The organism is Brevundimonas sp. TWP3-1-2b1, from assembly GCF_049896165.1.
Lineage (GTDB): Bacteria > Pseudomonadota > Alphaproteobacteria > Caulobacterales > Caulobacteraceae > Brevundimonas > Brevundimonas subvibrioides_B.
Genome location: NZ_JAFCTT010000012.1, coordinates 91943 through 113424, shown reverse-complemented (window position 1 = coordinate 113424; position 21482 = coordinate 91943). Strand labels below are relative to the sequence as shown.

At 67.3% G+C, this 21482-nt stretch carries 23 protein-coding genes; 16 read left to right on the top strand and 7 right to left on the bottom strand.

Annotation, left to right across the window (positions count from 1 at the left end):
* Nucleotides 1-144 precede the first annotated feature (144 nt).
* Complete coding sequence (glnA, locus tag ACP7AB_RS12755; protein WP_425991649.1) at nt 145-1554, bottom strand: type I glutamate--ammonia ligase; 1410 nt, start codon at nt 1552-1554, stop codon at nt 145-147.
* Between the two features lie 70 nt (nt 1555-1624).
* The gene (locus ACP7AB_RS12750; RefSeq protein WP_271086072.1) at nt 1625-1963 is read right to left on the bottom strand and encodes a P-II family nitrogen regulator; all 339 of its coding nucleotides are present in this window, start codon (nt 1961-1963) and stop codon (nt 1625-1627) included.
* 118 nt (nt 1964-2081) lie between these two features.
* Here ACP7AB_RS12750 and ACP7AB_RS12745 point away from each other — a divergent pair, with 118 nt between their 5' ends.
* The 4 genes from ACP7AB_RS12745 to ACP7AB_RS12730 all read left to right on the top strand — a co-directional run bounded on the left by ACP7AB_RS12745 (nt 2082) and on the right by ACP7AB_RS12730 (nt 5673).
* A complete protein-coding gene (locus ACP7AB_RS12745; protein ID WP_425991647.1) occupies nt 2082-2900 on the top strand; it encodes an NAD(P)H-hydrate dehydratase in 819 nt (272 codons plus the stop codon).
* A 41-nt stretch (nt 2901-2941) separates the two neighbouring features.
* Entirely contained in the window at nt 2942-3451 is a 510-nt protein-coding gene (locus tag ACP7AB_RS12740) for a flavin reductase family protein (RefSeq protein ID WP_425991645.1), read from the top strand.
* A complete protein-coding gene (locus tag ACP7AB_RS12735; protein ID WP_425991643.1) occupies nt 3448-4302 on the top strand; it encodes an NAD(P)-dependent oxidoreductase in 855 nt (284 codons plus the stop codon). Before ACP7AB_RS12740 ends, ACP7AB_RS12735 begins: the two co-directional genes overlap by 4 nt.
* A 294-nt stretch (nt 4303-4596) precedes the next feature.
* Nucleotides 4597-5673: an alpha/beta fold hydrolase gene (locus tag ACP7AB_RS12730; protein WP_425991641.1), complete on the top strand. Its 1077-nt coding sequence runs from the start codon at nt 4597-4599 to the stop codon at nt 5671-5673.
* A gap of 120 nt (nt 5674-5793) precedes the next feature.
* On the opposite strand, the gene ACP7AB_RS12725 is transcribed toward ACP7AB_RS12730, so the two are convergent.
* On the bottom strand, nt 5794-6693 hold the full coding sequence (locus tag ACP7AB_RS12725; RefSeq protein WP_425991639.1) for a LytTR family DNA-binding domain-containing protein: 900 nt from the start codon (nt 6691-6693) through the stop codon (nt 5794-5796).
* 17 nt (nt 6694-6710) lie between these two features.
* Here ACP7AB_RS12725 and ACP7AB_RS12720 point away from each other — a divergent pair, with 17 nt between their 5' ends.
* Nucleotides 6711-7661 (top strand): alpha/beta hydrolase family protein, encoded by a 951-nt coding sequence (locus tag ACP7AB_RS12720; protein ID WP_425991638.1) that lies wholly within the window; start codon nt 6711-6713, stop codon nt 7659-7661.
* Here the strand turns inward: ACP7AB_RS12720 and ACP7AB_RS12715 are convergent.
* The 3 genes from ACP7AB_RS12715 to hemB all read right to left on the bottom strand — a co-directional run bounded on the left by ACP7AB_RS12715 (nt 7658) and on the right by hemB (nt 10589).
* On the bottom strand, nt 7658-8269 hold the full coding sequence (locus ACP7AB_RS12715; RefSeq protein WP_425991636.1) for a peptidylprolyl isomerase: 612 nt from the start codon (nt 8267-8269) through the stop codon (nt 7658-7660). The genes ACP7AB_RS12720 and ACP7AB_RS12715 overlap by 4 nt on opposite strands.
* 44 nt (nt 8270-8313) lie before the next feature.
* The gene (locus tag ACP7AB_RS12710) at nt 8314-9522 is read right to left on the bottom strand and encodes a hypothetical protein (RefSeq protein ID WP_425991634.1); all 1209 of its coding nucleotides are present in this window, start codon (nt 9520-9522) and stop codon (nt 8314-8316) included.
* A 62-nt stretch (nt 9523-9584) separates the two neighbouring features.
* A complete protein-coding gene (gene hemB, locus ACP7AB_RS12705) occupies nt 9585-10589 on the bottom strand; it encodes a porphobilinogen synthase (protein ID WP_425991633.1) in 1005 nt (334 codons plus the stop codon).
* 194 nt (nt 10590-10783) lie between these two features.
* On the opposite strand from hemB, the gene ACP7AB_RS12700 reads away from it, so the two are divergent.
* From ACP7AB_RS12700 to ACP7AB_RS12685, 4 genes are all read left to right on the top strand, one after another.
* Complete coding sequence (locus ACP7AB_RS12700; protein WP_425991631.1) at nt 10784-11923, top strand: acyl-CoA dehydrogenase family protein; 1140 nt, start codon at nt 10784-10786, stop codon at nt 11921-11923.
* On the top strand, nt 11920-13431 hold the full coding sequence (locus ACP7AB_RS12695; protein WP_425991629.1) for a tryptophan halogenase family protein: 1512 nt from the start codon (nt 11920-11922) through the stop codon (nt 13429-13431). Before ACP7AB_RS12700 ends, ACP7AB_RS12695 begins: the two co-directional genes overlap by 4 nt.
* A complete protein-coding gene (locus ACP7AB_RS12690; protein WP_425991627.1) occupies nt 13428-14468 on the top strand; it encodes an enoyl-CoA hydratase/isomerase family protein in 1041 nt (346 codons plus the stop codon). Before ACP7AB_RS12695 ends, ACP7AB_RS12690 begins: the two co-directional genes overlap by 4 nt.
* A gap of 63 nt (nt 14469-14531) precedes the next feature.
* The gene (locus ACP7AB_RS12685; RefSeq protein WP_425991625.1) at nt 14532-15305 is read left to right on the top strand and encodes a class I SAM-dependent methyltransferase; all 774 of its coding nucleotides are present in this window, start codon (nt 14532-14534) and stop codon (nt 15303-15305) included.
* A 121-nt stretch (nt 15306-15426) separates the two neighbouring features.
* Here the strand turns inward: ACP7AB_RS12685 and ACP7AB_RS12680 are convergent, their stop codons facing one another.
* On the bottom strand, nt 15427-15735 hold the full coding sequence (locus tag ACP7AB_RS12680; RefSeq protein WP_425991623.1) for an EthD family reductase: 309 nt from the start codon (nt 15733-15735) through the stop codon (nt 15427-15429).
* 128 nt (nt 15736-15863) lie between these two features.
* On the opposite strand from ACP7AB_RS12680, the gene ACP7AB_RS12675 reads away from it, so the two are divergent.
* From ACP7AB_RS12675 to glyA, 7 genes are all read left to right on the top strand, one after another.
* On the top strand, nt 15864-16616 hold the full coding sequence (locus ACP7AB_RS12675) for a class I SAM-dependent methyltransferase (protein WP_425991622.1): 753 nt from the start codon (nt 15864-15866) through the stop codon (nt 16614-16616).
* The gene (gene mmsB, locus ACP7AB_RS12670; protein WP_425991620.1) at nt 16549-17595 is read left to right on the top strand and encodes a 3-hydroxyisobutyrate dehydrogenase; all 1047 of its coding nucleotides are present in this window, start codon (nt 16549-16551) and stop codon (nt 17593-17595) included. The genes ACP7AB_RS12675 and mmsB overlap by 68 nt, the downstream gene beginning before the upstream one ends.
* Nucleotides 17596-17770: 175 nt before the next feature.
* The gene (gene hemA / locus ACP7AB_RS12665) at nt 17771-18997 is read left to right on the top strand and encodes a 5-aminolevulinate synthase (protein ID WP_425991618.1); all 1227 of its coding nucleotides are present in this window, start codon (nt 17771-17773) and stop codon (nt 18995-18997) included.
* Nucleotides 18998-19037: 40 nt separating this feature from the next.
* Nucleotides 19038-19394, top strand: a complete 357-nt coding sequence (locus ACP7AB_RS12660; protein WP_425991616.1) for a hypothetical protein — start codon at nt 19038-19040, stop codon at nt 19392-19394.
* Nucleotides 19394-19588 carry a DUF6898 family protein gene (locus ACP7AB_RS12655; protein WP_425991615.1) on the top strand — a complete coding sequence of 65 codons (195 nt, stop codon included), beginning with the start codon at nt 19394-19396 and terminating at the stop codon, nt 19586-19588. Before ACP7AB_RS12660 ends, ACP7AB_RS12655 begins: the two co-directional genes overlap by 1 nt.
* A 71-nt stretch (nt 19589-19659) precedes the next feature.
* A complete protein-coding gene (locus ACP7AB_RS12650; RefSeq protein ID WP_425991613.1) occupies nt 19660-20076 on the top strand; it encodes a DUF6326 family protein in 417 nt (138 codons plus the stop codon).
* A gap of 125 nt (nt 20077-20201) precedes the next feature.
* Nucleotides 20202-21473, top strand: a complete 1272-nt coding sequence (gene glyA / locus ACP7AB_RS12645; protein WP_425991675.1) for a serine hydroxymethyltransferase — start codon at nt 20202-20204, stop codon at nt 21471-21473.
* The last annotated feature ends 9 nt before the right edge of the window (nt 21474-21482 follow it).

Here is a 21482-nt window from a genome sequence, read left to right as displayed (position 1 = left end):
AGGGAGTGGCGGTGATCCGCACCAATGTCTGCTCACCACCCTCAGCCGACATTCCGCGCGCCCGCTTTTGTCGAACGCTGGCGCAGAAAAAAAGCCCCGGACGGCGGACCGTCCGGGGCTTTGTCTATCCGCCGATCGAACCGATCAGCAGCTGTAATACATGTCGAATTCGACCGGGTGCGGGTGCAGGGCCAGGCGCATGACCTCTTCCATCTTCAGCTCGATGTAGCTGTCGATGAAGTCGTCATCCATGACCCCGCCCTTCTTGAGGAAGGCCCGGTCCTTGTCGAGGTTCTCCAGGGCTTCCTTGAGCGAGCCGCAGACTTCCGGGATCGAGTGACGCTCTTCCGGCGGCAGGTCGTACAGGTTCTTGTCGGCGGGACCACCCGGATCGATCTGGTTCTCGATCCCGTCGAGGCCGGCCATGAGCAGGGCCACGAAGGTGAGATAGGGGTTGCCCATCGGGTCGGGGAAGCGGGCCTCCAGGCGCTTGGCCTTGGGGTTCGAGGTGTGCGGGATGCGGATCGAGGCCGAACGGTTCCGGGCCGAATAGGCCAGCTTCACCGGGGCTTCGTAGCCGGGCACCAGACGCTTGTAGGAGTTGGTGGTCGAGTTGGCGAAGGCGTTGATGGCCTTGGCGTGCTTGATGATGCCGCCGATGTACCAGAGGCACTGCTGCGACAGACCGGCGTATTTGTCGCCGGCGAACTGGGGCTTGCCGTCCTTCCAGATCGACATGTGGACGTGCATGCCCGAGCCGTTGTCGCCGAACATGGGCTTGGCCATGAAGGTCGCCGACTTGCCGTAGGCCGCGGCCACATTGTGGATCACGTACTTATAGAGCTGAAGCCGGTCGGCCATGGTCAGCAGGTCGGAGAACTTCAGGCCCAGCTCATGCTGCGCCGGCGCCACCTCGTGGTGGTGCTTCTCGGGGTTGAGCCCCAGGTCGCGCATGACGCCCAGCATCTCGCCGCGCAGGTCCTGGCCCGAGTCGACCGGGTTGACGGGGAAGTAGCCGCCCTTGGGTCCCGGGCGGTGGCCCATATTGCCCTCGGTGTATTCGGCGCCCGTATTGGCCGGCAGCTCGATCGAGTCATAGCTGTAGCCGGTGTTGTGCGGGGCGGTGTTCCAGCGGACGTCATCGAAGATGAAGAACTCGGCTTCCGGGCCGAAATTGACCACGTCGCCCACGCCCGAGGACTGGACATAGGCCAGGGCCTTCTTGGCCATCGAGCGGCTGTCGCGGTTGTAGGGTTCGCCGGTGTCGGGGTTCATGACGTCGCAGAACAGGAACATCGTGGTCTGCTGATAGAAGGGGTCGATGTAGGCCGTCGTCAGGTCCGGCAGCAGCAGCATGTCGCTCTCGTTGATCGCCTTCCAGCCGGCGATCGAGGAGCCGTCGAACATCGTGCCTTCTTCGAGGAATTCCTCGTCGACCAGGTCGATGTCGAAGGTGACGTGCTGCAGGCGACCCTTGGTGTCGGTGAAGCGGACGTCGACGTATTTGACGTCCTTGTCCTTGATCTCCTGCAGGATTTTCTTGGCGGCGCTCATGGTCGATGATCCTTTTGCGTTTCTTCTGGGGAGGAAGTCTTTTGCGGGTTCGGCCTAGACGGCCATTCTTCTAGACAGCTTGCGCCCCGGTTTCGCCGGTGCGGATGCGGATGACGTCGATCACGTCCGAGACGAAGATCTTGCCGTCGCCGATCTTGCCGGTGCGGGCGGCGGTCTGGATGGCCTCGACCACGGCCGGGTAGAGGTCGTCGGCGACCACCACCTCGATCTTGATCTTGGGCAAGAAGTCGATGACGTATTCGGCGCCGCGGTAGAGTTCGGAGTGACCCTTCTGTCGGCCATATCCCTTGGCCTCCAGCACAGTCATGCCTTGCACCCCGATGTCCTGGAGCGCTTCCTTCACGTCGTCGAGCTTGAACGGCTTGATGACGGCTTCGATCTTCTTCATGGGCGACCCCGAGGCGGCATCAGGTGGGCCAGACGCTCGGGAACCAAAGGGACATCGCATCGCAGCATAAGGCAAGGGGCGATTTGCATTTTCGTCACGGAAGGGCGTTGAGAGAAGCATGAGCGAAGCCAACGATCCCGCCCTGTGGCGCAGCCTCCTGCCGTGGCCCGGCCCCGATGCGCACAAGCATCAGCGCGGCCGGCTGGGCGTCGTGTCGGGCGGGATGCTGCACACCGGGGCGGCGCGACTGGCGGCGCGGGCCGGTCTGAGGATCGGCGCGGGGCTGGTGCGGATCCTGTGTCCGCCGGACGCCGGACCGGTGATCGCGGGGGCGATGGAGGCGGTGATGGTCTCCGACTTCGACACGGCGGAGGCGCTGGCGACGCTGGCCGAGCCGCTGGATTGCGTCGTGATCGGACCGGCGGCGGGGCTGACCGAGGCGACGGCATCGAACCTGAAGGCGCTGGCCGGGACGAAAGCCGCGCTGGTCGTCGATGCGGACGCGTTGACGCTGTTCAAAGGGCGGCCGGACGATCTGTTCGCCTGTCTCGAGGCGAAGGATCTGATCACGCCGCATGAGGGCGAGTTCGAGCGGGTGTTTCCGGGCCTTCTGGGGCAGGGGCGCGAGACGGCCGCCGTCGAGGCGGCGCGGATCAGCGGGGCGCATGTGGTCCTGAAAGGTCGGGAGACGGTCATCGCCGCGCCCGATGGGCGGGTCAGGGTCAATCGGAACGGCTCGCCCTGGCTGGCGACGGCGGGCAGCGGCGACGTCCTCGCCGGATTGATCGGAGGACTGATGGCCCAGGGGATGGATCCCTTCGAGGCGGCGTCGGCGGCCGTGTGGATTCATGCTGACGCGGCGGGGCGGTTCGGGGCGGGGCTGACCGCAGAGGATCTACCCGGACACATTACCGCTGTGCTGCGCGATCTCCGATGACGCCGGTTGCCTCGCCGCCCCCCGTCGCCTAGGTCCGGTGCGTGAGCCTTGAATCCCTTCCCCAAGAGGTCGCCGGGGGCGACGTGACCGCCTATCGGCGCGCGCTGGGCGCCTTTGCGACCGGGGTCTGCGTGGTGACGGCCGACAGCAGCCTCGGGCCGCTGGGGATCACCATCAACTCCTTCACCTCCGTGTCACTGACGCCGCGTCTGGTGCTGTGGTGCCTGGATGAGCGGTCGGAGCGGTGGCAGGCCTTCTGTGAGGCGGAGCGGTTCTCGATCCATGTGCTCGACGCCCAGTCGGAGGCCCTGGCGCGCCGGTTCGCCAAGGGCATCGGCCTGATGGAGGCGCACGAGTTTCAGCGGGTCGGCGATGCGCCGCCGAGGCTGGGCGCCGCCGCCGCCCGGTTCGACTGCAAGACCCACGACCGGGTGCAGATGGGCGACCACATGATGATCATCGGCGAGGTCACGGGCTTCGAGTCCTCGGACGCCGCGGCCCTGACCTATTTCCGGGGGCGCTACGGCGTGGCGGGCGGAGCCCAGGCATGAGGGTCGGTTTCGCCGGGCTGGGCGTCATGGGCGGGCCGATGGCGCGTCATCTGGTCACGGCCGGGCACGAGGTCGCCGGCTATAACCGCTCGCTCGACAAGGCGCGGGCCTGGGCCGAGGCGAACGGCGGACGGTTCGCCGCGACCGTGGCCGAGGCGGCCGAGGGCGCGGACCTGTTCGTGTTGTGCGTCGGCAATGACGACGACGTGCGTCAGGTGGTCGGCGAGGCCCTGCCCATGCTGAAGGCGGGGGCCGTGATCGTGGATCACACCACCACCTCGGCGAAGGTGGCGCGGGCGATGGCGGATCTGTGCGCCGCCGCCAGTGTCGCCTTTATCGACGCGCCGGTCTCGGGCGGTCAGGCGGGGGCGGAGAACGGCCAGCTCAGCGTCATGGCGGGCGGCGACGCGAACGCCCTGGAGACGGTGCGGGCGGCGGTCATGGCCTATTCGAAGGCGATCCAGCACATGGGGGCCTCGGGCTCGGGCCAGCTGACCAAGATGGTCAACCAGATCGCCATCGCCGGCGTGGTCCAGGGTCTGGCCGAGGCGGTGCATTTCGCCCGGGCCGCGGGCCTCGACACCGACGCCGCCTATGACGCCGTGTCCAAGGGCGCGGCCCAGTCGTGGCAGATGGACAACCGCTGGAAGACAGCGGCGAAGGGTGAGTTCGAGTTCGGCTTCGCCGTCGACTGGATGCGCAAGGACCTGGGGCTGGTGCTGGACGAGGCGCGGGCCAATGGCGCGGTCGTGTCGCTGACGGCGCTGGTCGATCAGTTCTATTCCGAGGTTCAGGGGATGGGCGGCAATCGCTGGGACACCTCGAGCCTGAAGGCTCGGCTGAAGCCCTGAGCCCGGACGGTTGGACTCCGGAAAAACGGGGTGCAGAGTCCAATTCTCTGAGGAATGACGCTTAGACGCCTGATATAGAACGATTAATTCGCCGGGGCGGAATTGCACTCCGAGTGCAACCCGTCCAATCGGCGCCCCGGCGCCTGTCTGCGGGATGTCAAAGACCGGCGAGCATCATACCATGGCTGCGAGGGGTGCCCGTTCGATCGCCTCAAAAATCATAATATCTCGGGATTTCAGCGGCCTGACGGGCTGCGGAATGCTAACTCGGGGCGTTGAGGAGCCAGGACGGCCATGCGTATCGCGACGATCCTTCTGTTTCTGCTGGTCTGGTGTGGTCAGGCCTACGCCCGGACCCCGCAGACGTGGAGCCCGATCGAGGGCGATGCGGCGATCGGCGACCTGCCCATGGCGCGTGGATCGACGCTGGCGAACGCGCGGATCCACTATCGCACGCTGGGAGAGCCCCGGCGTGACGCCGAGGGACATGTGACCAACGCCGTCCTGCTGCTGCACGGCACCGGCGGGACCGGGGCCCAGTTCCTGTCGCCCCAGTTCGCCGACGACCTGTTCGGGCCGGGCCAGCCGCTGGATGCAGCCCGCTACTATGTCATCATGCCGGACAACCTGGGTCACGGCGCCTCGTCAAGGCCCAGCGACGGCTTGCGGGCGGCCTTCCCGGAGTATGGCTATACCGAGATGGTCGAGGCGCAGCGGCGGCTTCTGGTGGATGGCCTGGGCGTCGATCGTCTGAGGCTGATCCTCGGCACCTCGATGGGCTGTATGCATATCTTCGTCTGGGGCACGACCCACCCGGACTTCGCCGACGCCCTGATGCCCATGGCCTGCCAGCCGACGGCGATCGTGGGACGCAACCGGCTGTGGCGGACCATGCTGAAGGACGCGATCCGGAGCGATCCTCTCTGGGCGGGCGGCGACTACCAGGCCCAACCGGTTCAGGGCCTGCGCACGGCCGTCGATCTGTTGCTGCTGGCGGGTTCGGCCCCGATGGCGATGCAGCGGGATCTGGCGACGCCGGAGACGGTCGACGGCTATCTGGCGACCCAGATGGAGCGGCGGCTGCCGGCGCTGGACGCCAATGACCTGTGGTACCAGGTCAACGCCTCCTGGGACTATGACCCCTCGGCGGGGCTGGAGCGAATGACGGCGCCGACGACCTGGATCAACTCGGCCGACGACTTCATCAATCCGCCGGAACTGGGCCTGTCGGAACAGTTCGCGCCCCGGATCGCGAATGGCGTCTATCGCCTGATCCCCGTCAGCGTGGACGGCAAGGGCCACGGCACCCACACCTGGGCGCGGTTCTGGAAGGACGATCTGGTCGCTCTGATGGCGCGTAGCGAGCCTTGAGGACCGACTTCGAGCCAGCAACGATCTTCGGTGCCAGCATCTGGCCCCGCATGAAGCCTTCGCCGCCGGTCGGGGAGGTCGGGCCGGTGAGGAGGGCGCGGACGACCTCCTGATCGCGGATCAGGCTTCGCCGACCGGCCATCCGGCGGCCCTGAGTTCAGCGATCTTGGAGCGGGCGACAGGGGCCTCCAGTCCGGAGACCAGCTTCAGGCGCAGGTTTCGCCCGTCCTGAACGACGCCCTGTACCGCCTGTCGCGCCACCCACCATGAGCGATGCACCTGCATTCCCTCGATTCCGCCGACCTGGGTGATGGCGGTGCGCAGGGGCGTCAGCACGAGGACGGAGCCTTCCGGCGTATGGAGGCGGACGTAATGGTCCTCCATCTGCAGGCACAGAAGGTCTCGTCCCAGCCGAGCGGGCAGCTGGTCGAGGATGCGCACTCCGGCCGTTCCTGCGGTCTCGGCTGGTGACGCGAGCGACGGACCTCGGGCATGCGCCGCGACGTAGATCGACAGGAAAATCAGTTCGATCAACAGGGTCTGTCCGAACCACTCGATCAGGCTGACACGCTCTCGGATGCCCGGCCAGAGGCCTGTGGCGAAGACGCGGGCGAACAGGCCGAGCGGGGCGGTGATCGCCACGGCGGTGACCGGAACCCAGACCCATGCGGAGACGCCGCGCCTCCGGGCGAGGGGCCAGACCCCGCGCACGCTCGCGCTGATGACCACGCCGCTCACCAGGCACAGGGTCGTCCAGTAGGCGACGCGCACGGCCAGGCTGTCGTTGAAAAAACTCCCGAACGGCCCGACCGCGCCGAGGATCGCTCCGACCACGGCCCATGCGACAAGGTCGATCAACCAGGCGCGCGTCGTATTCATCGACCGGGGCGTCGCATCGTTCATGGCCCGACTATACCGACGCAGACCGCGAGCGGAACCGTTCGCCGCCCCGCGAACCCGTTCGCCCGTTCGCGAAACCGGGCTGGCGGCGGCGATCGGGCGGCGGGCAGGAGAGGTCATCCAACCCGGAGATCCTCATGCCACCGCCCCTGTCCTTCCCGCGCTTCCTGTGCGCCCTGTCCGCCTTCGTCGTGATCGGAGTGATGCCCGTCGCGGCGCGGGCCCAGTCCGACGCCCCCGACCAGATCATCCAGTTCGCAGGCCCCGGCGGCGAGTTGATCGAGGGCGGCGTCTGGTTGCCCGCGAGCGCCGTCGATGGCTCGCCCCGACCGCTGGTGGTCATCTCGCACGGCAACAGTGGCTGGTATCGCGGCCACTCCGACACCGCCGAGGCCCTGACCGAGGCCGGGTTCGTGGTCGCTGCCCTGACGCATCCCGGCGACAACTTCCAGGACCAGAGCCGGGGCCTCCGGCTGACGGGGCGCGCGCCGCAACTCAGCGCCCTGATCGACTATATGACCGGGACCTGGGTCGGGCCGGTGGAGATCGACGACACGCGCATCGGCGCCTTCGGATTCTCGGCGGGCGGGTTCACGGTAGCGTCGATCATCGGCGGGGTTTCGGACGCCGGGGCGATCCAGACGCATTGTGCGGCGCAGCCCGAGGTCTTCGTCTGTCGACTGGTCGCGATGTTCGGCGGGCTGGACCTGGCCAACTGGCGACCCGGGACCCGGGATGCGCGCGTCAAGGCGGCGGTCATCGCCGCGCCGGCGTTCGGCCTGTCGTTCACCGATGAGAGCCTGGCCGCGATTAACGTTCCGGTACAGCTTTGGCAGGCCGCCGACGACCAGATCCTGCCGTCGCCCTACCACGCCGAACCCGTGCGGGACCGGCTGGGCGGGTCAGTCGACTATCACCGGGTCGAGAACGCCGGCCATTACGACTTCCTGACGGCCTGCGCGCCGGAGATGAGGGCAGCGGTGCCTGAGTTGTGCACGTCGGCACCCGGCTTTGACCGCGCAGCGTTCAAGGCCAGCTTCAATGCCGAGGTTGTGCGGTTCTTCCGCGAGGCGCTCGGTGAACCCTAGGGTGCCGTCTCTCGCCAGGCCTGGAGGATGACGATCTTAGGCTCCAGCATCTGGCCGCGCATGAAACCTTCGCCCTCGGTCGGTGAGGTGGGGCTGGCGAGGATGACGCGGACGATGTCCATGCCCTGGACCACCCGGCCGAAGACCGCGAAACCGTCGGGATCGACCGAGAAGGACCGTCCGGCGTCGTAGGACAGGGTCGGGCCCACAGAGACGAAGAAGTCGCCCGTGGCCGTGCCGGGGGCGTAGCGGGCCATCGAGACGGCGCCGTCGATATGGCTGAGGCCCGTCTGGGTCGTCGGCTCGTGGGCGATGGGCGGCAGGACCCGCTCGGGATCGTTGTTCACCCCGCCCTGGACCAGACCCGTGCCGGGCCCCGACTGCATGGCGCGGTAGAAGGTTGCGCCGTCGAGACGACGCTCATCGACGTATTTCAGGAAGTTGGCGGCCGTGATCGGCGCCTTGACCGCCTCGACCTCGATGGTGATGCGACCGGCCGAGGTCTCCAGCGCCACGCGGGGCAGGGCGGGCGCGGCCGGGTCCTGGGCTGCGGCGAGCGCGGGCCATAGCAGCAGGGCGGCGAGGGCGAGGAGGGTGCGTCTGATCATCGATGGTGTCTCACGTCGTTCCCGAGAGCGAAACTAGAGCAGGATCAGCCGGTCGCGGCCAGCGAGCGATCGATCGTCAGGACCGGCAGGGCCCCGGCCTCCCACGCACGACCGCCGATCGGCTCGCTCTGAAGCCGGCAGATTCCCGGCCCGGTCAGGAACGGGAAGCCGAGGCTGATCGCCAGCTCGCGCTCGGCCCGGTAGCGGATGTTGGACAGCCCCGGCCAGATGCGGCGGCGCCGGTATTCCGCAGCGTGAGACGCGAACCGCCTCAAGGCGGCGGTGCGAACCTCCTGGCTGGCGTTGGGGAGCACCAGGGTGACGCTCGTCACCGTCTTCTCCGCCAGCTGCCTGACCTCGAAATCCGGGTCCTGGGTGCGCAGGTCGATGCTGGAGACATGGTCCCGCAAGGCCTCATGGATGATCTTGAGCGACTGAAACGACGGCGCCCTGGGCACGTCATAGACGGTCGCGGCCAGCTGGGAACGGGTCTCCGCCGGCAGGATGCCGAGAAGCTCGACATAGTCCGCCCTCTGGGTGGGGCGGACCAGGGTCGAGAACGACACCGGCACGTACAGCGGGGTCACGACCGGGAAATCGACCAGGAAGCGCAGCGCCGTCATCACGCAACTGCCGTCGAACGACCCGGATTCGTCAGGCAGGTGCTCGTCGCCGTCGACGGCGCTGTAGTAGGTGGCCGCGCGTGACGGGGTGCAGCTGATGACGTCGCCGACGAAGGCCCGGGCCTTGGGGAAATAGATGCCCTGCGCGCCATCGATCGAGGGACCGAAGTTGGTGTCGTCGACGGGGCCCTTCGGCGCCCTGACTTCCTCCGGCACGTCGATCAGCGATCCGTCCGCCGCGATGCGACGCAGGCGGCCGCCTTTCGGCAGGCGGCCGGGATCCTCCATGGCCAGCGCCACCTCCTCGGCGGATGCGGCGGTGAAGGCCCGCATCGCCTCCGGCTCGCCCTCGAACAGCACCAGCTTCACCGCGTCCTCGACCCCGGTGCCGAACAGCCGCTCCTGCAGCTCGGTGGCCAGGTGGGCGAGTTCGAAGGTGTCCAGCTGGTCGGTCTGCGGGTCGCTCAGCAGATAGCAGTAGTGGGTGAGCTGATCGGCGGTGCGGGGCCGGACCCAGCGCACCTCCAGAAAGATGGCGGTGTATTTCGCCACGAGGGGGCCGAGCGTCTCCGCTGGCAAATCCGTGCGATTTGCGTCCACCATGACCCGCAGGCACGAAACAGCCGTCATCGCCTTCCCTTTTCCCGAATCGTGCCGGGGTCGGGTGAAGATTTGACGAAGGAGCTTGGCTGTTAGCGGGCCAGCAGTCTCGCGGCCTGGGGAGCGAAGTAGCTGAGCACGCCGGCGCAGCCCGCGCGCTTGAAGCCGTGCAGGGTCTCGAGGATGGCGCGGTCCTGGTCGAGCCAGCCGTTGGCGATGGCGGCCTGCATCATCGAATACTCGCCGCTGACCTGATAGGCGAAGGTCGGGATCCTGAAGGTCTCGGACACCCGCTGGACGATGTCGAGATAGGGCATGCCGGGCTTGACCATGACCATGTCGGCGCCCTCGGCGATGTCCATGGCGACCTCCTTCAGGGCCTCGTCGGAGTTGGCGTAGTCCATCTGATAGGTTTTCTTGTCCCCCGTCAGCATCTTCGCCGAGCCGACCGCGTCGCGGTACGGGCCATAGAAGGCCGAGGCGAACTTGGCCGCGTAGGACAGGATCAGGGTGTCGTGGAAGCCGTTGGCCTCGAGCGCCTCGCGGATGGCCTGGACCCGGCCGTCCATCATGTCCGAGGGGGCGACGACGTCGGCGCCGGCGTGGGCCTGGATGAAGGCCTGTTCGGCGAGGCGGTCCAGCGAGGCGTCGTTGACGATCCGCCCGTTCTCGATGACCCCGTCGTGGCCATGGTCGGTGTAGCAGTCCAGCGCCACGTCGCACATGACGCCGATCTCGGGCGCGGCGTCCTTGATGGCCTTGATGCAGTCCGGGATCAGGCCGTCGGGGTCCGTGGCGCCCGTGCCGATCGCGTCCTTGGTCGCGGCGTCGACATTGGGGAAGAGGGCGACCATGGGGATGCCGAGATCGCGGGCCTCGACAGCCGCCTCGGCGGCCGCCTTCGGCGACAGGCGGAAGACTCCGGGCATGGAGGGGACGGGCACGCGGTCCTCAGCGCCGTCGTGGACGATCAGGGGCCAGATCAGGTCGGACGGCGTCAGGGTGGTCTCGGCCACCAGTCGGCGCACCCACGGCTGGCTGCGCAGGCGGCGGGGACGGGCCATGGGGAAGGCGGCGGGTGCGAAGGGGAGGGTCATGGGGGGTCTCTACCTCCCTTCTCCCGGTGGGAGAAGGTGGCCCGCAGGGCCGGATGAGGGTCGGGTCTGACCGGTGAGGCACGCCCCTCATCCTTTCGTGCAAGAACGACGGCTGCGCCGCCGTGCGCTCAAGCCCTCTCCCAACGGGAGAGGGATGCGGATAGAAGCCGAAGAAAAGCGGCACCGGAGACCCCATGGATTTCGCCCTCACCGACGACCAGCGCGCCATCCAGGACGCGGCGCGCGCCTTTGCCGATGCGGAGCTGGCTCCGCACTCGGCCGAGTGGGACGAGACCAAACATTTCCCGGTCGATGTAATGCGCCGCGCGGCGGAGACGGGGTTCGCCGCCATCTACGCCTCCGAGGAGCACGGGGGCATGGCCCTGGGCCGGGTCGAGGCGGCTCTGATCTTCGAGGAGCTGGCGCGCGGGGACGTGTCGACGGCGGCCTTCATCTCGATCCACAATATGGCGACCTGGATGATCGACCGGTTCGGGTCGGACGATCTGCGCGCCCGCTATGTGCCGCGTCTGGCGACGATGGAGCTGATCGCCTCCTACTGTCTGACCGAGCCGGGCTCGGGGTCGGACGCGGCGGCCATGCGGACAAGCGCGACGCGGGACGGCGACGACTGGGTGCTGAACGGGTCGAAGGCCTTCATCTCCGGCGCGGGCACGTCGGATGTCTATGTCGTCATGGCGCGGACCGGCGAGGCGGGTGCCAAGGGCATCTCGGCCTTCGTGGTGGAGATGGGCACGCCGGGCCTCAGCTTCGGGGCGCAGGAGAAGAAGATGGGCTGGAATTCCCAGCCCACGGCCATCGTCCAGTTCGACGACTGCCGGGTCCCGGCGGCCAACCTGCTGGGCCAGGAAGGCGACGGCTTCCGCTATGCGATGATGGGGCTGGACGGCGGGCGGCTGAACATCGCGGCCTGTTCCCTGGGCGGGGCGCGGCTGGCGCTGGAGACGGCCCAGGCCTATGTCGCGACACGGAAACAGTTCGGCAAGGCCCTGGCCGAGTTCCAGAACACCCAGTTCAAGCTGGCCGACATGGCGACCGAACTGGAGGCGGCGCGGCTGATGGTCCTGCGCGGGGCCTGGGCGCTGGACACGCGTCACCCCGAGGCGACCAAATGGTGCGCCATGGCCAAGCGGATGGCGACCGACGCCTGTTTCCAGATCGCCGACGAGGCGCTGCAGCTGCACGGCGGCTACGGCTATCTGAAGGACTACCCGCTGGAGCGGATCGTGCGCGACCTCAGGGTTCACCGTATCCTGGAAGGCACCAACGAGATCATGCGGGTGATCACGGCCCGCGAGATGATGCGACAATGAGCGCGGCGCCCGTCAAATCCGTCCTGATCGTCGGGGGCGGCACCGCAGGCTGGATGGCGGCGGCGGCCATCAAGCGGTCGGTGGGACCGAACGCCGAGGTGCGACTGGTCGAGAGCGCCGACATCGGCATCGTCGGGGTGGGGGAGGCGACGGTGCCGCCGATCCGCGACTTCAACGCCCTGATCGGCCTCGACGAGGCCGAATTCATGCGCGAGACCAAGGCCACGATCAAACTCGGCATCGAGTTCAAGGGCTGGGGGGCGAAGGACAGCGCCTATTTCCATCCGTTCGGGACCTTCGGCGCCGGGCCGACGCTGGGCGATTTTCCCGGGTCGTATTTCGCGCTGAGGGACAAGGGCAAGGCGGGGTCGCTGGAGAGCTATTCGATCACCTCGCATGCGGCCAGGCGAGGCAGGGTCGGGGCGCGGTCGAACGATCCCCGGTCGGCGTTGTCGGGCTTTCACACCGCCTATCATTTCGATGCGACCCTCTATGGCCAGTACCTGAGGAAGGTCTGTGCGACGCGCGGCATCGAGCGGATCGAGGGCGAGATCGTCGAGGTCGTGCAGAAGCCCGAGAATGGCTTCGTCGACCATGTGGTGCTGAAGGACGGACGGACGCTGACGGCGGACCTGTTCATCGACTGCACCGGCTTCCGGGGCCTGCTGATCGAGGGGGCGCTTAAGGCGGGCTACGAGGACTGGTCGCACTGGCTGCCGATGAACCGGGCCCTGGCCGTGCCCTGCGCCAAGGTGCGGGCGGTCGATCCGTTCACATCCTCGACGGCGCGGGAGGCGGGGTGGCAGTGGCGGATCGCGCTGCAGCACCGGACCGGCAACGGCTATGTCTATTGCTCGGATTTCATCGAGGACGAGGCGGCGAAGCAGACGCTGCTGGCCAACCTCGATGGCGAGGCCCTGGCCGATCCGCGGCCGCTGCGGTTCGTGACCGGGCGGCGCAAGACGTTGTGGGACAAGAATGTGGTGTCGCTGGGCCTGTCGTCGGGCTTCATCGAGCCGCTGGAATCGACCAGCATCCACCTGGTCCAGAGCGGCATCATCCGGCTGTTGCAGCACTGGCCGGACATGGCCTTCAGCCAAACGAATACAGACGGTTACAACCGACGGCTGACACGCGAGATCGAGCTGATCCGGGACTTCGTGATCCTGCATTATCACGCGACCCGGAGGGACGACACGCCGTTCTGGCGGCACGTCCGCGACATGGCGATCCCCGATAGCCTGGCCGAACGGGTCGAGATGTTCCGCGACCGGGGCCTGCTGTTCCAGGTCGGCGCCGACGAGTATTTCAGCCAGGGGTCGTGGATGGCGGTGATGATGGGCCAGGGTCTCGTGCCCAGGGCGCACAACCCCCTCTATGGCTATCAGGACCTCGACCGGGTCGCGGCCGGCTTCGAACAGATCAAACAGGCCTGGGCGGCGACGGCGGAGAACCTGCCGGCGCACGAGGATTATCTGAAGGCGAACAGGATGTGGGCGGACGCATGAGCGAGGCTGAAGTCATCACCCGGATCGAGGGATCGGTCGGGCGCATCACCCTGAACCGGCCCAGGGCGCTGCATGCGCTGAACCTGGCCATGTGCGAGGCGATGACGACGGCATTGCTGGCCTGGCGCGACGATCCCGCGGTGACCTCGGTGCTGGTCGACCATGCGGGCGAACGCGGGTTCTGCGCCGGCGGCGACATCCGGATGATCGCCGAGAGCGGGGCCACGGATGCGTCGGAGGCCAGGGCCTTCTTCCTAGCGGAGTACCGGCTGAACCACCTGATGTTCGAATATCCCAGGCCGATCACGGCCATCGTGGACGGGATCGTCATGGGCGGCGGCGTCGGCATCTCCGAGCCCGCCCAGATCCGCATTGCGACCGAGCGGACGACCTATGCGATGCCGGAGACGGGCATCGGCCTGTTCCCCGATGTCGGCGGCGGCTGGTTCCTGCCGCGGCTGCCGGGCGAGACCGGGACCTGGCTGGCCCTGACCGGGGCGAGGCTGAAGGCGGCGGACACGGTGGCGTTGGGGATCCATACCCATTTCGTGGCGTCGGGCAGCCTCGAGGCGCTGAAGGCCGATCTGCTTTCCCGTGGGCCGGATGCCGTCGCGGAGCATGCTGGTGATGTTGGTGCCGCACCGCTTTCTCCTCACCGCGAAGCCATCGACCGGCTGTTCGCCTTCGACACGGTCGAGGCGATCGTCGCGGCGCTCGAGGCCGACAGGGCGGACTGGGCGCTGGCGCAACTGGCGACGCTGAGGACCAAGTCGCCGCAGTCGTTGAAGGTCACCCTGCGCCAGCTGCGGGCCGGCCGGGCGATGCAGACCTTCGCCGAGGTCATGGCGATGGAATACCGGCTGGGCGGCCGGGTGGTGCGGACCCACGACTTCCAGGAGGGGGTGCGCGCCGTCATCGTCGACAAGGACAATACGCCGATATGGTCGCCGGCGACGCTGGAAGGCGTGACCGATGACGCTCTCGACGCCCTGTTCGCGCCTCTGCCCGTCGATGGGGAATGGACGCCGCTGTCCTGACCGCTTGCATCCTGTGAAGCTCTCGCGCGTATGTGCGTCCAACCGCTGTTCGAGGATCGCCCCATGCTTAAACTGTCCCTGCTCGCCGCAACCGCCCTGGCCCTGACGGCCTGCGCGCCGACGATGTCGGCGGAGACGCCGGCCGATCCTGCCGAGCGGGCCTCGCCGATCGTCAACGACTACGCCCTGGCCATCGCCGATCCGTTGCGGCCCGCGGGGGAAGTGGCGCGCGATCCGCTGAGGAAGCCGGCCGAGATGCTGGCCTTTATCGGCATCGACGGCGGCGAGCGGATCGCCGACGTGCGGCCGGAGGAGGGCTATTTCTCCCGCCTGTTCGCCCGCGCCGTGGGGCCTGAGGGTCGGGTCTACGCCTATGTGCCGAACCAGACGGCGGCGCGCGAGAACGCGTTCGGCGACACCCTGGCGACCGACTATCCGAACGTGACCCGGCTGACTGGCGCGCTGGAGGCGTTCGCCATTCCCGAGCCGCTGGACGTCGTCTTCATGGGCCAGGAATACCACGACTTCGTAATCGACCGGTTCAACGTCGACGTGGCGGCGATGAACGCGGCGGTGTTCCGGGCGCTGAAGCCGGGCGGGCTTTACGTCATTCTGGATCACCAGGCGGCGGCCGGGGCGGGGACCAGCGTGGTCGGCACCCTGCACCGGATCGAGGGCTCGGCCCTGCGCGCCCAGGTCGAGGCCGCAGGCTTCATCTTCGACGGCGAGACCAGCGTGGTCAGGAACCCCGAGGACGATCACAGCCTGTCGGTCTTCGACGAGGCCATCCGGGGCCGCTCCGACCAGTTCGTCTATCGCTTCCGGAAGCCGGGCTAGAACGCTCGGCGGTCAAAGGGACTCAAAGGAGCGCGGACCTCCAGGTCCGCTCTTCGGCGGCGCAAAGAGCGGACCTGGAGGTCCGCGCTCCAGGGGCGTCGCAACGCTCCCGTCGAACGCGCTAGACCTCTCGGGTCTCGAACATCAGCATCGAGGCGCCGCCCGTGGCGAAGTTGGCGACGTCGCCGGCGGCCGCCTGACCCTGCGGGCTGGCGAAGGCGGCGGCGATGTCCGCAAGGCTGTCGAAGGTCAGGGTGGCGATCAGATGGACGTCGGAGGGACCCTCCGGCGTCATGACCGGACCCTCGGTGACCTCGAAGCGGCGCAAACCCGGGATCGCCCTTGCGAGCGGGATGTGGACGTCACGATAGTGGGCGTCGAAGGCTGCAGGGTCGGCGGGCTTTCCATAGGTCACGACGAGCTGGGCCACGGGCGTATCCTTGTGTTGATATCCGGCGATATCATGAATTCGAAGACAGGAACCCGGCTTCGACTGACAGTGTTCGCTGGACGAGGTAAAAGCCCGAGGGTGCCGTGAGAGCGCCAAGGGAGAGAGCCATGCGTCGTTCGTTGATCCTGGCCGTTTCGGCCGCCGTCCTGATGTCCACCGGGGCGATGGCGCCCGCGCCCCAGGACGCCGGCGCCTATGCTGCGGTGCTGGCCGATGCTGCCCGGCCCGAGGCCGACACTGCCCGCGACGCCGCGAGGAAGACCGCCGAGGTCCTGGCCTTCGCCGAGGTCGGGCCGGGCCAGACCATCGGCGACATGATCATCGGCGGCGGATATTTCACCCGCGTCTTCGCCAGCGCCGTCGGCGAAGAGGGCCAGGTCGTGGCCTGGCAGCCGGCGGAGTTCATCGCCTTCCAGGCCAGCTATGGCGAGTCGATCACGGCGGCGGACGCCATGGACAATGTCTCCGCCATCCGCTCGCCCATCGGCGCGCCGGAGTTCCCGGCCGGGATGGACCTGGTCTTCACGGCCCAGAACTATCACGACCTGCACCTGCGGCCCTTCCCGGCGGATACGGCGGCCAGGGTCAATGCGGCGGTGTTCGCGGCGCTGAAGCCGGGCGGGCTCTATGTCATCGTCGACCACGCCGCGACGGCGGGCGCGGGGCTGGACGTCGCCGACACCCTGCACCGGATCGACATCGCCGACGTGAAGCGCGAGGTCGAGGCGGCGGGCTTCGTGCTCGACGGCGAGAGCGACATCCTGCTGAACGCGGAGGACCCGCTGACGGCCAATGTGTTCGATCCTTCGATCCGGGGACACACCAGCCAGTTCATGCTGCGCTTCCGCAAACCCGCGTGAGGACTCTGGCGGCGGTCGGAGTGAGAGGCTAACCGGAGGCCAACAGGAACGCTTCGAGGGAAACGCCGCAATGACCGCCACCAAGATCGCCTTCATCGGGCTGGGCAACATGGGCGGCGGCATGGCCGCGAACCAGGCCAAGGCGGGCCATGCGGTCGCGGCCTTCGACCTGTCGGCGGCGGCTCTGGATCGGGCGAAAGGCGCGGGCTGCGTGCCGGTCGAATCGGTCGCCGAGGCTGTGCGCAACGCCGACATTGTCATCACCATGCTGCCGGCCGGGCCGCATGTGCTGAAGGTCTATTCGGAACAGATCATCGGCGTGGCGCCGTCCTCGGCCCTGCTGCTTGACTGCTCGACCATCGACGTGGACACGGCGCGCAAGGTCGCGGGCCTGGCGAAGGAGGGCGGCTACGCCTTCGCCGACGCGCCGGTGTCGGGCGGGACGATGGCGGCGGACGCCGGGACGCTGGCCTTCATGGTCGGCTGCGACGAAGGCGACTTCGCGCGCATCGAGGCGGCGCTGGAGCCGATGAGCCGGGCGACCTTCCGGGCCGGCGACCACGGCGCGGGGCAGGCGGCCAAGATATGCAACAACATGATCCTGGGCATCACCATGCTGGGGACCTGCGAGGCGATCGCCCTGGCCGAGAAGCTGGGGCTGGATCCGGTGAAAATGTTCGACATCGTCGCCAAGTCATCGGGCCAGAGCTGGTCGACGACGACCTACTATCCGTGGCCCGGGCCGGTGCCGACGGCGCCGTCGAATCGGAACTATGACGGCGGTTTCGCCACAGCGATGATGCTGAAGGATCTGAAGCTGGCCCAGGACGCAGCGGCCAAGGCCGGCGCGAGCACGCCGCTGGGGGCGCAGACCGAAGCCCTGTTCCAGATGTTCGACGGCCTCGGTTACGGCGGCCGCGACTTCTCAGGCATCCTGCAGATGCTGCGCGGGAAGCTGGACGAGTTGCCCCGGACTTGATCCATCTCAATGCGGCGCATGTCTCTTCCCGCGATCATCGAACATGCGCACGAACGAAACTGAGAACCGTTATCAATTAGAAGGTTGCGACCATTTTGCAGCCTGTGGCGATAGACTTTCGCGGACCCGGAGCGCAAATACCGCGTCATCCCGAGAGATCACGCGAGTAACAGGGTTGTTCGACTACACCGCCGCATTCCAGTCCGCCGTCGACCAGGTGAAGGGCGAAGGGCGCTATCGCGTCTTCGCCGATATCAAGCGCGTGCGCGGCCAGTTTCCGAAGGCGGTTCGGCGCCTGGATGACGGGTCCGAGCAGGACGTAATCATCTGGTGCTCGAACGACTATCTCGGCATGGGCCAGCATCCGGTCGTCCTTGAGGCCATGCAGGCCGAGCTGGACGCCGTGGGCGCCGGCGCCGGCGGCACGCGCAACATCTCGGGCACGACCCGTTCGGCCGTGGACCTGGAGGCCGAACTGGCGTCCTGGCACCAGAAGGAAGCGGCGCTTCTGTTTACCTCGGGTTATGTGGCCAACGAGGCGACCCTGACGACCCTGCAGCGCATCCTGCCGGGACTGATCATCTTCTCCGACAGCCTGAACCACGCCTCGATGATCGCGGGGATCCGGAACGGCGGCTGCGAGCGGCATGTCTTCCTGCACAACGACCTGACGCACCTCGAACAACTGCTGGCCGCCGCGCCCGCGGATGCGCCCAAGCTGATCGCCTTCGAGAGCGTCTATTCGATGGACGGCGACATCGCCGACCTGGCCGGGACCATCGCCCTGGCGAAGACATACAACGCCCTGACCTATCTCGACGAGGTCCATGCGGTTGGCCTGTATGGCGCGACCGGCGCGGGCGTGGCCGAGCGGGACGGGGTGCTGGACGGCATCGACATCGTCGAATGCACCCTGGGCAAGGCCATCGGCGTCATGGGCGGCTATATCGCCGCCGATGCCGTGATCGTCGACGCGGTACGCAGCTGGGCCGCCGGTTTCATCTTCACCACCTCGCTTCCGCCCGCATTGACCGCCGGGGCCCTGGCCTCGGTCCGGCACCTGAAGACGCATCCGGAACTGCGCGAGGCGCATCAGGAACGGGCCCGGACCCTCAAGGACCGTTTCGCCGCCGCCGGCATCCCGGTGATGCCGAGCGAAAGCCATATCGTGCCGGTCTTCGTCGGCAATCCGGTGCATGCCAAGATGATCTCGGACATGCTGCTGGAAGACTTCGGCGTCTATGTTCAGCCGATCAACTACCCGACGGTGCCCAAGGGGACCGAGCGGCTGCGCTTCACGCCCTCGCCGGACCATGACGACGGCATGATGGACGCCCTGGTCAGCGCGATGGACAAGCTGTGGACCCACTGCCACATCGCCCGGATGCCGGTCGCGGCGTGAGCGATTTCCGGCTGCCGCGGATTCGCGGTATGCTGACGCCATGAACGTCCATCAGCCAATTCCGGAAGCGCCGGTCGAGGAGGAAGACTTCTTTCTCATGTCGAACCTGCGTCCGAAAGACACTGGCCTCCCGATGGTCGTCTGGGTCAGCAACCGGGGCAATGCAAGGCACGACGCCCGAGTGAAGGTATGCCGGACGCCGGGAGATCGGATCGCCAGCGACGACATGGCTGTTGTCGGCGTTCGACCGACACCGACCCTGATCGACGGGCCGCTCGACAACGCCAGTTTGAAGCTGGTCCAACAGTGGATCACGCTCAACGAGGCTACGATCATCGGTTATTGGGACAGCGAACTGAGCACCGGCGAGATGTTCCAGGCCCTGAAGCGTATCTAGTGTCTGACGCCATTGGGGACGTCATCATCGAGGCGATCCGCAACGGGACCTATCTCAAGGTCACGGCCGTCCATGTCGCCACGGGGATAGAGGCGACGGCTGTAGGCCCGGCGGCGGAACCCAAGGCGGTCGAGCGTCTCGCCATCGCCAAGCTGGGCGCAGCCATCCGACGGGAACGTGCGACGGGCGGATAAACGATCCGTAAGTTGCGGTCAGCGGGATCAACGGCGAAGCTTTGTGCGTCCTGGAGATGCGGAGGGTCGACGTGACTGATCTAGATTCAAAGCCGGTCCGGCTTCACGCGGGGCTCGCCCTGTCACTGCTGTGGGCGACCCTGATGGGGCTCTACATCTACAACGACTATTTCAGCCTCTATATGCCGGGTACGATCGAGGAAATGGCGGCCGGAAAACTGGGTCCCCTGGGTCAGGTCAACGATGCGGTCATGGTCGCCGTGTCGGCGATGCTGGCCATACCGGCGTTGATGATCTTCCTGTCTTCGGCCCTTCCGCGGGCGATCAGCCGATGGACAAATGTGCTGCTGGGCGTGGTCTATACCGCCATCCAGGTGCTGACTGTCCTCGGCGGGTCCCGACCCTTCTATCTGATGGTGGTTGCGCTTGAGGTTCTCGTGACGCTGACCATCGTGGCCTATGCGCTCCGCTGGCCTCGGGAGCACTGATCCGGGCCGATCGACTGCGGCCTTTGGTCGGCGTCTGACACAAGATGTTGTGGTGAACGGGCGTGGGGCCTAGATAGGCGGCCTCCCATTCCGTCATCCCGGACCTGCCCGTGACCGCTCCCTTTATCCACGACGCCTATTTCTCCAAGGGTCTGGCCGAGGCCGATCCTGAAGTGTTCGGCGCCATCGAGGGCGAACTGCATCGCCAGCAGGAACAGATCGAGCTGATCGCGTCCGAGAACATCGTCTCGAAGGCGGTGCTGGAGGCGCAAGGGTCGGTGCTGACCAATAAATATGCCGAGGGCTATCCGGGCCGGCGCTACTACGGCGGCTGCGAGTTCGTCGACGTTACCGAGGATCTGGCGCGCGAGCGGGCCAAACAGCTGTTCGGCGCGGCCTTCGCCAACGTGCAGCCGCACTCGGGCGCCCAGGCCAACCAGGCGGTGTTCCTGGCCCTGCTGCAGCCCGGCGACACCTTCCTGGGTATGGATCTGGCGGCGGGCGGGCATCTGACGCACGGCTCGCCGGCGAACCAGTCGGGCAAATGGTTCCGGCCCGTGACCTATTCGGTCAACCCTGACACCCATCTGATCGACTACGACCACGTCGCCGAGATGGCGCAGAAGGAAAAGCCGAAACTGATCGTGGCGGGGGCCTCGGCCTACAGCCGCCACATCGACTTCGCCCGCTTCCGCGAGATCGCCGACAGCGTCGGGGCCTGGCTGATGGTCGACATGGCCCACTATGCGGGTCTGGTGGCCGGTGGTGCCTATCCGAACCCGGTCCCGCATGCCCACATCGTGACGACGACGACGCACAAGACGCTGCGCGGGCCGCGCGGCGGCCTGATCCTGTCCAACGACCTGGAGATCGGCAAGAAGATCAACTCGGCCGTCTTCCCGGGCCTGCAGGGCGGGCCGCTGGAGCATGTCATCGCCGCCAAGGCCGTGGCCTTCGGCGAGGCGCTGAAGCCCGAGTTCAAACTCTATGCGAAACAGGTCGTGCTGAATGCCCAGGCGCTGGCCGGGGTTCTGATCGAGCGCGGCCTGGCGGTCGTTTCCGGCGGCACCGACAGCCACATCGTCCTGGTCGATCTGCGGCCCAAGAGCGTGACGGGCAAGGCGACCGAGCTGCAGCTCGAGCATGCCCTGATGACCTGCAACAAGAACGGCGTGCCGTTCGACACCGCGCCGTTCACGGTCACCTCGGGCGTTCGCCTCGGCACGCCGGCGGGCACGACGCGCGGCTTCCGCGAGGAAGAGTTCAGGCACATCGGTCACTGGATCGCCGACGTCGTCTCCTCGATGAACGGCGGGGACGAGGCCGATCCGGCCGTGGTCGCCGAGGTCGCCGGACAGGTCCGCACCCTGACGGCCCGCTTCCCGATCTACGGATAGGGCCCGGCG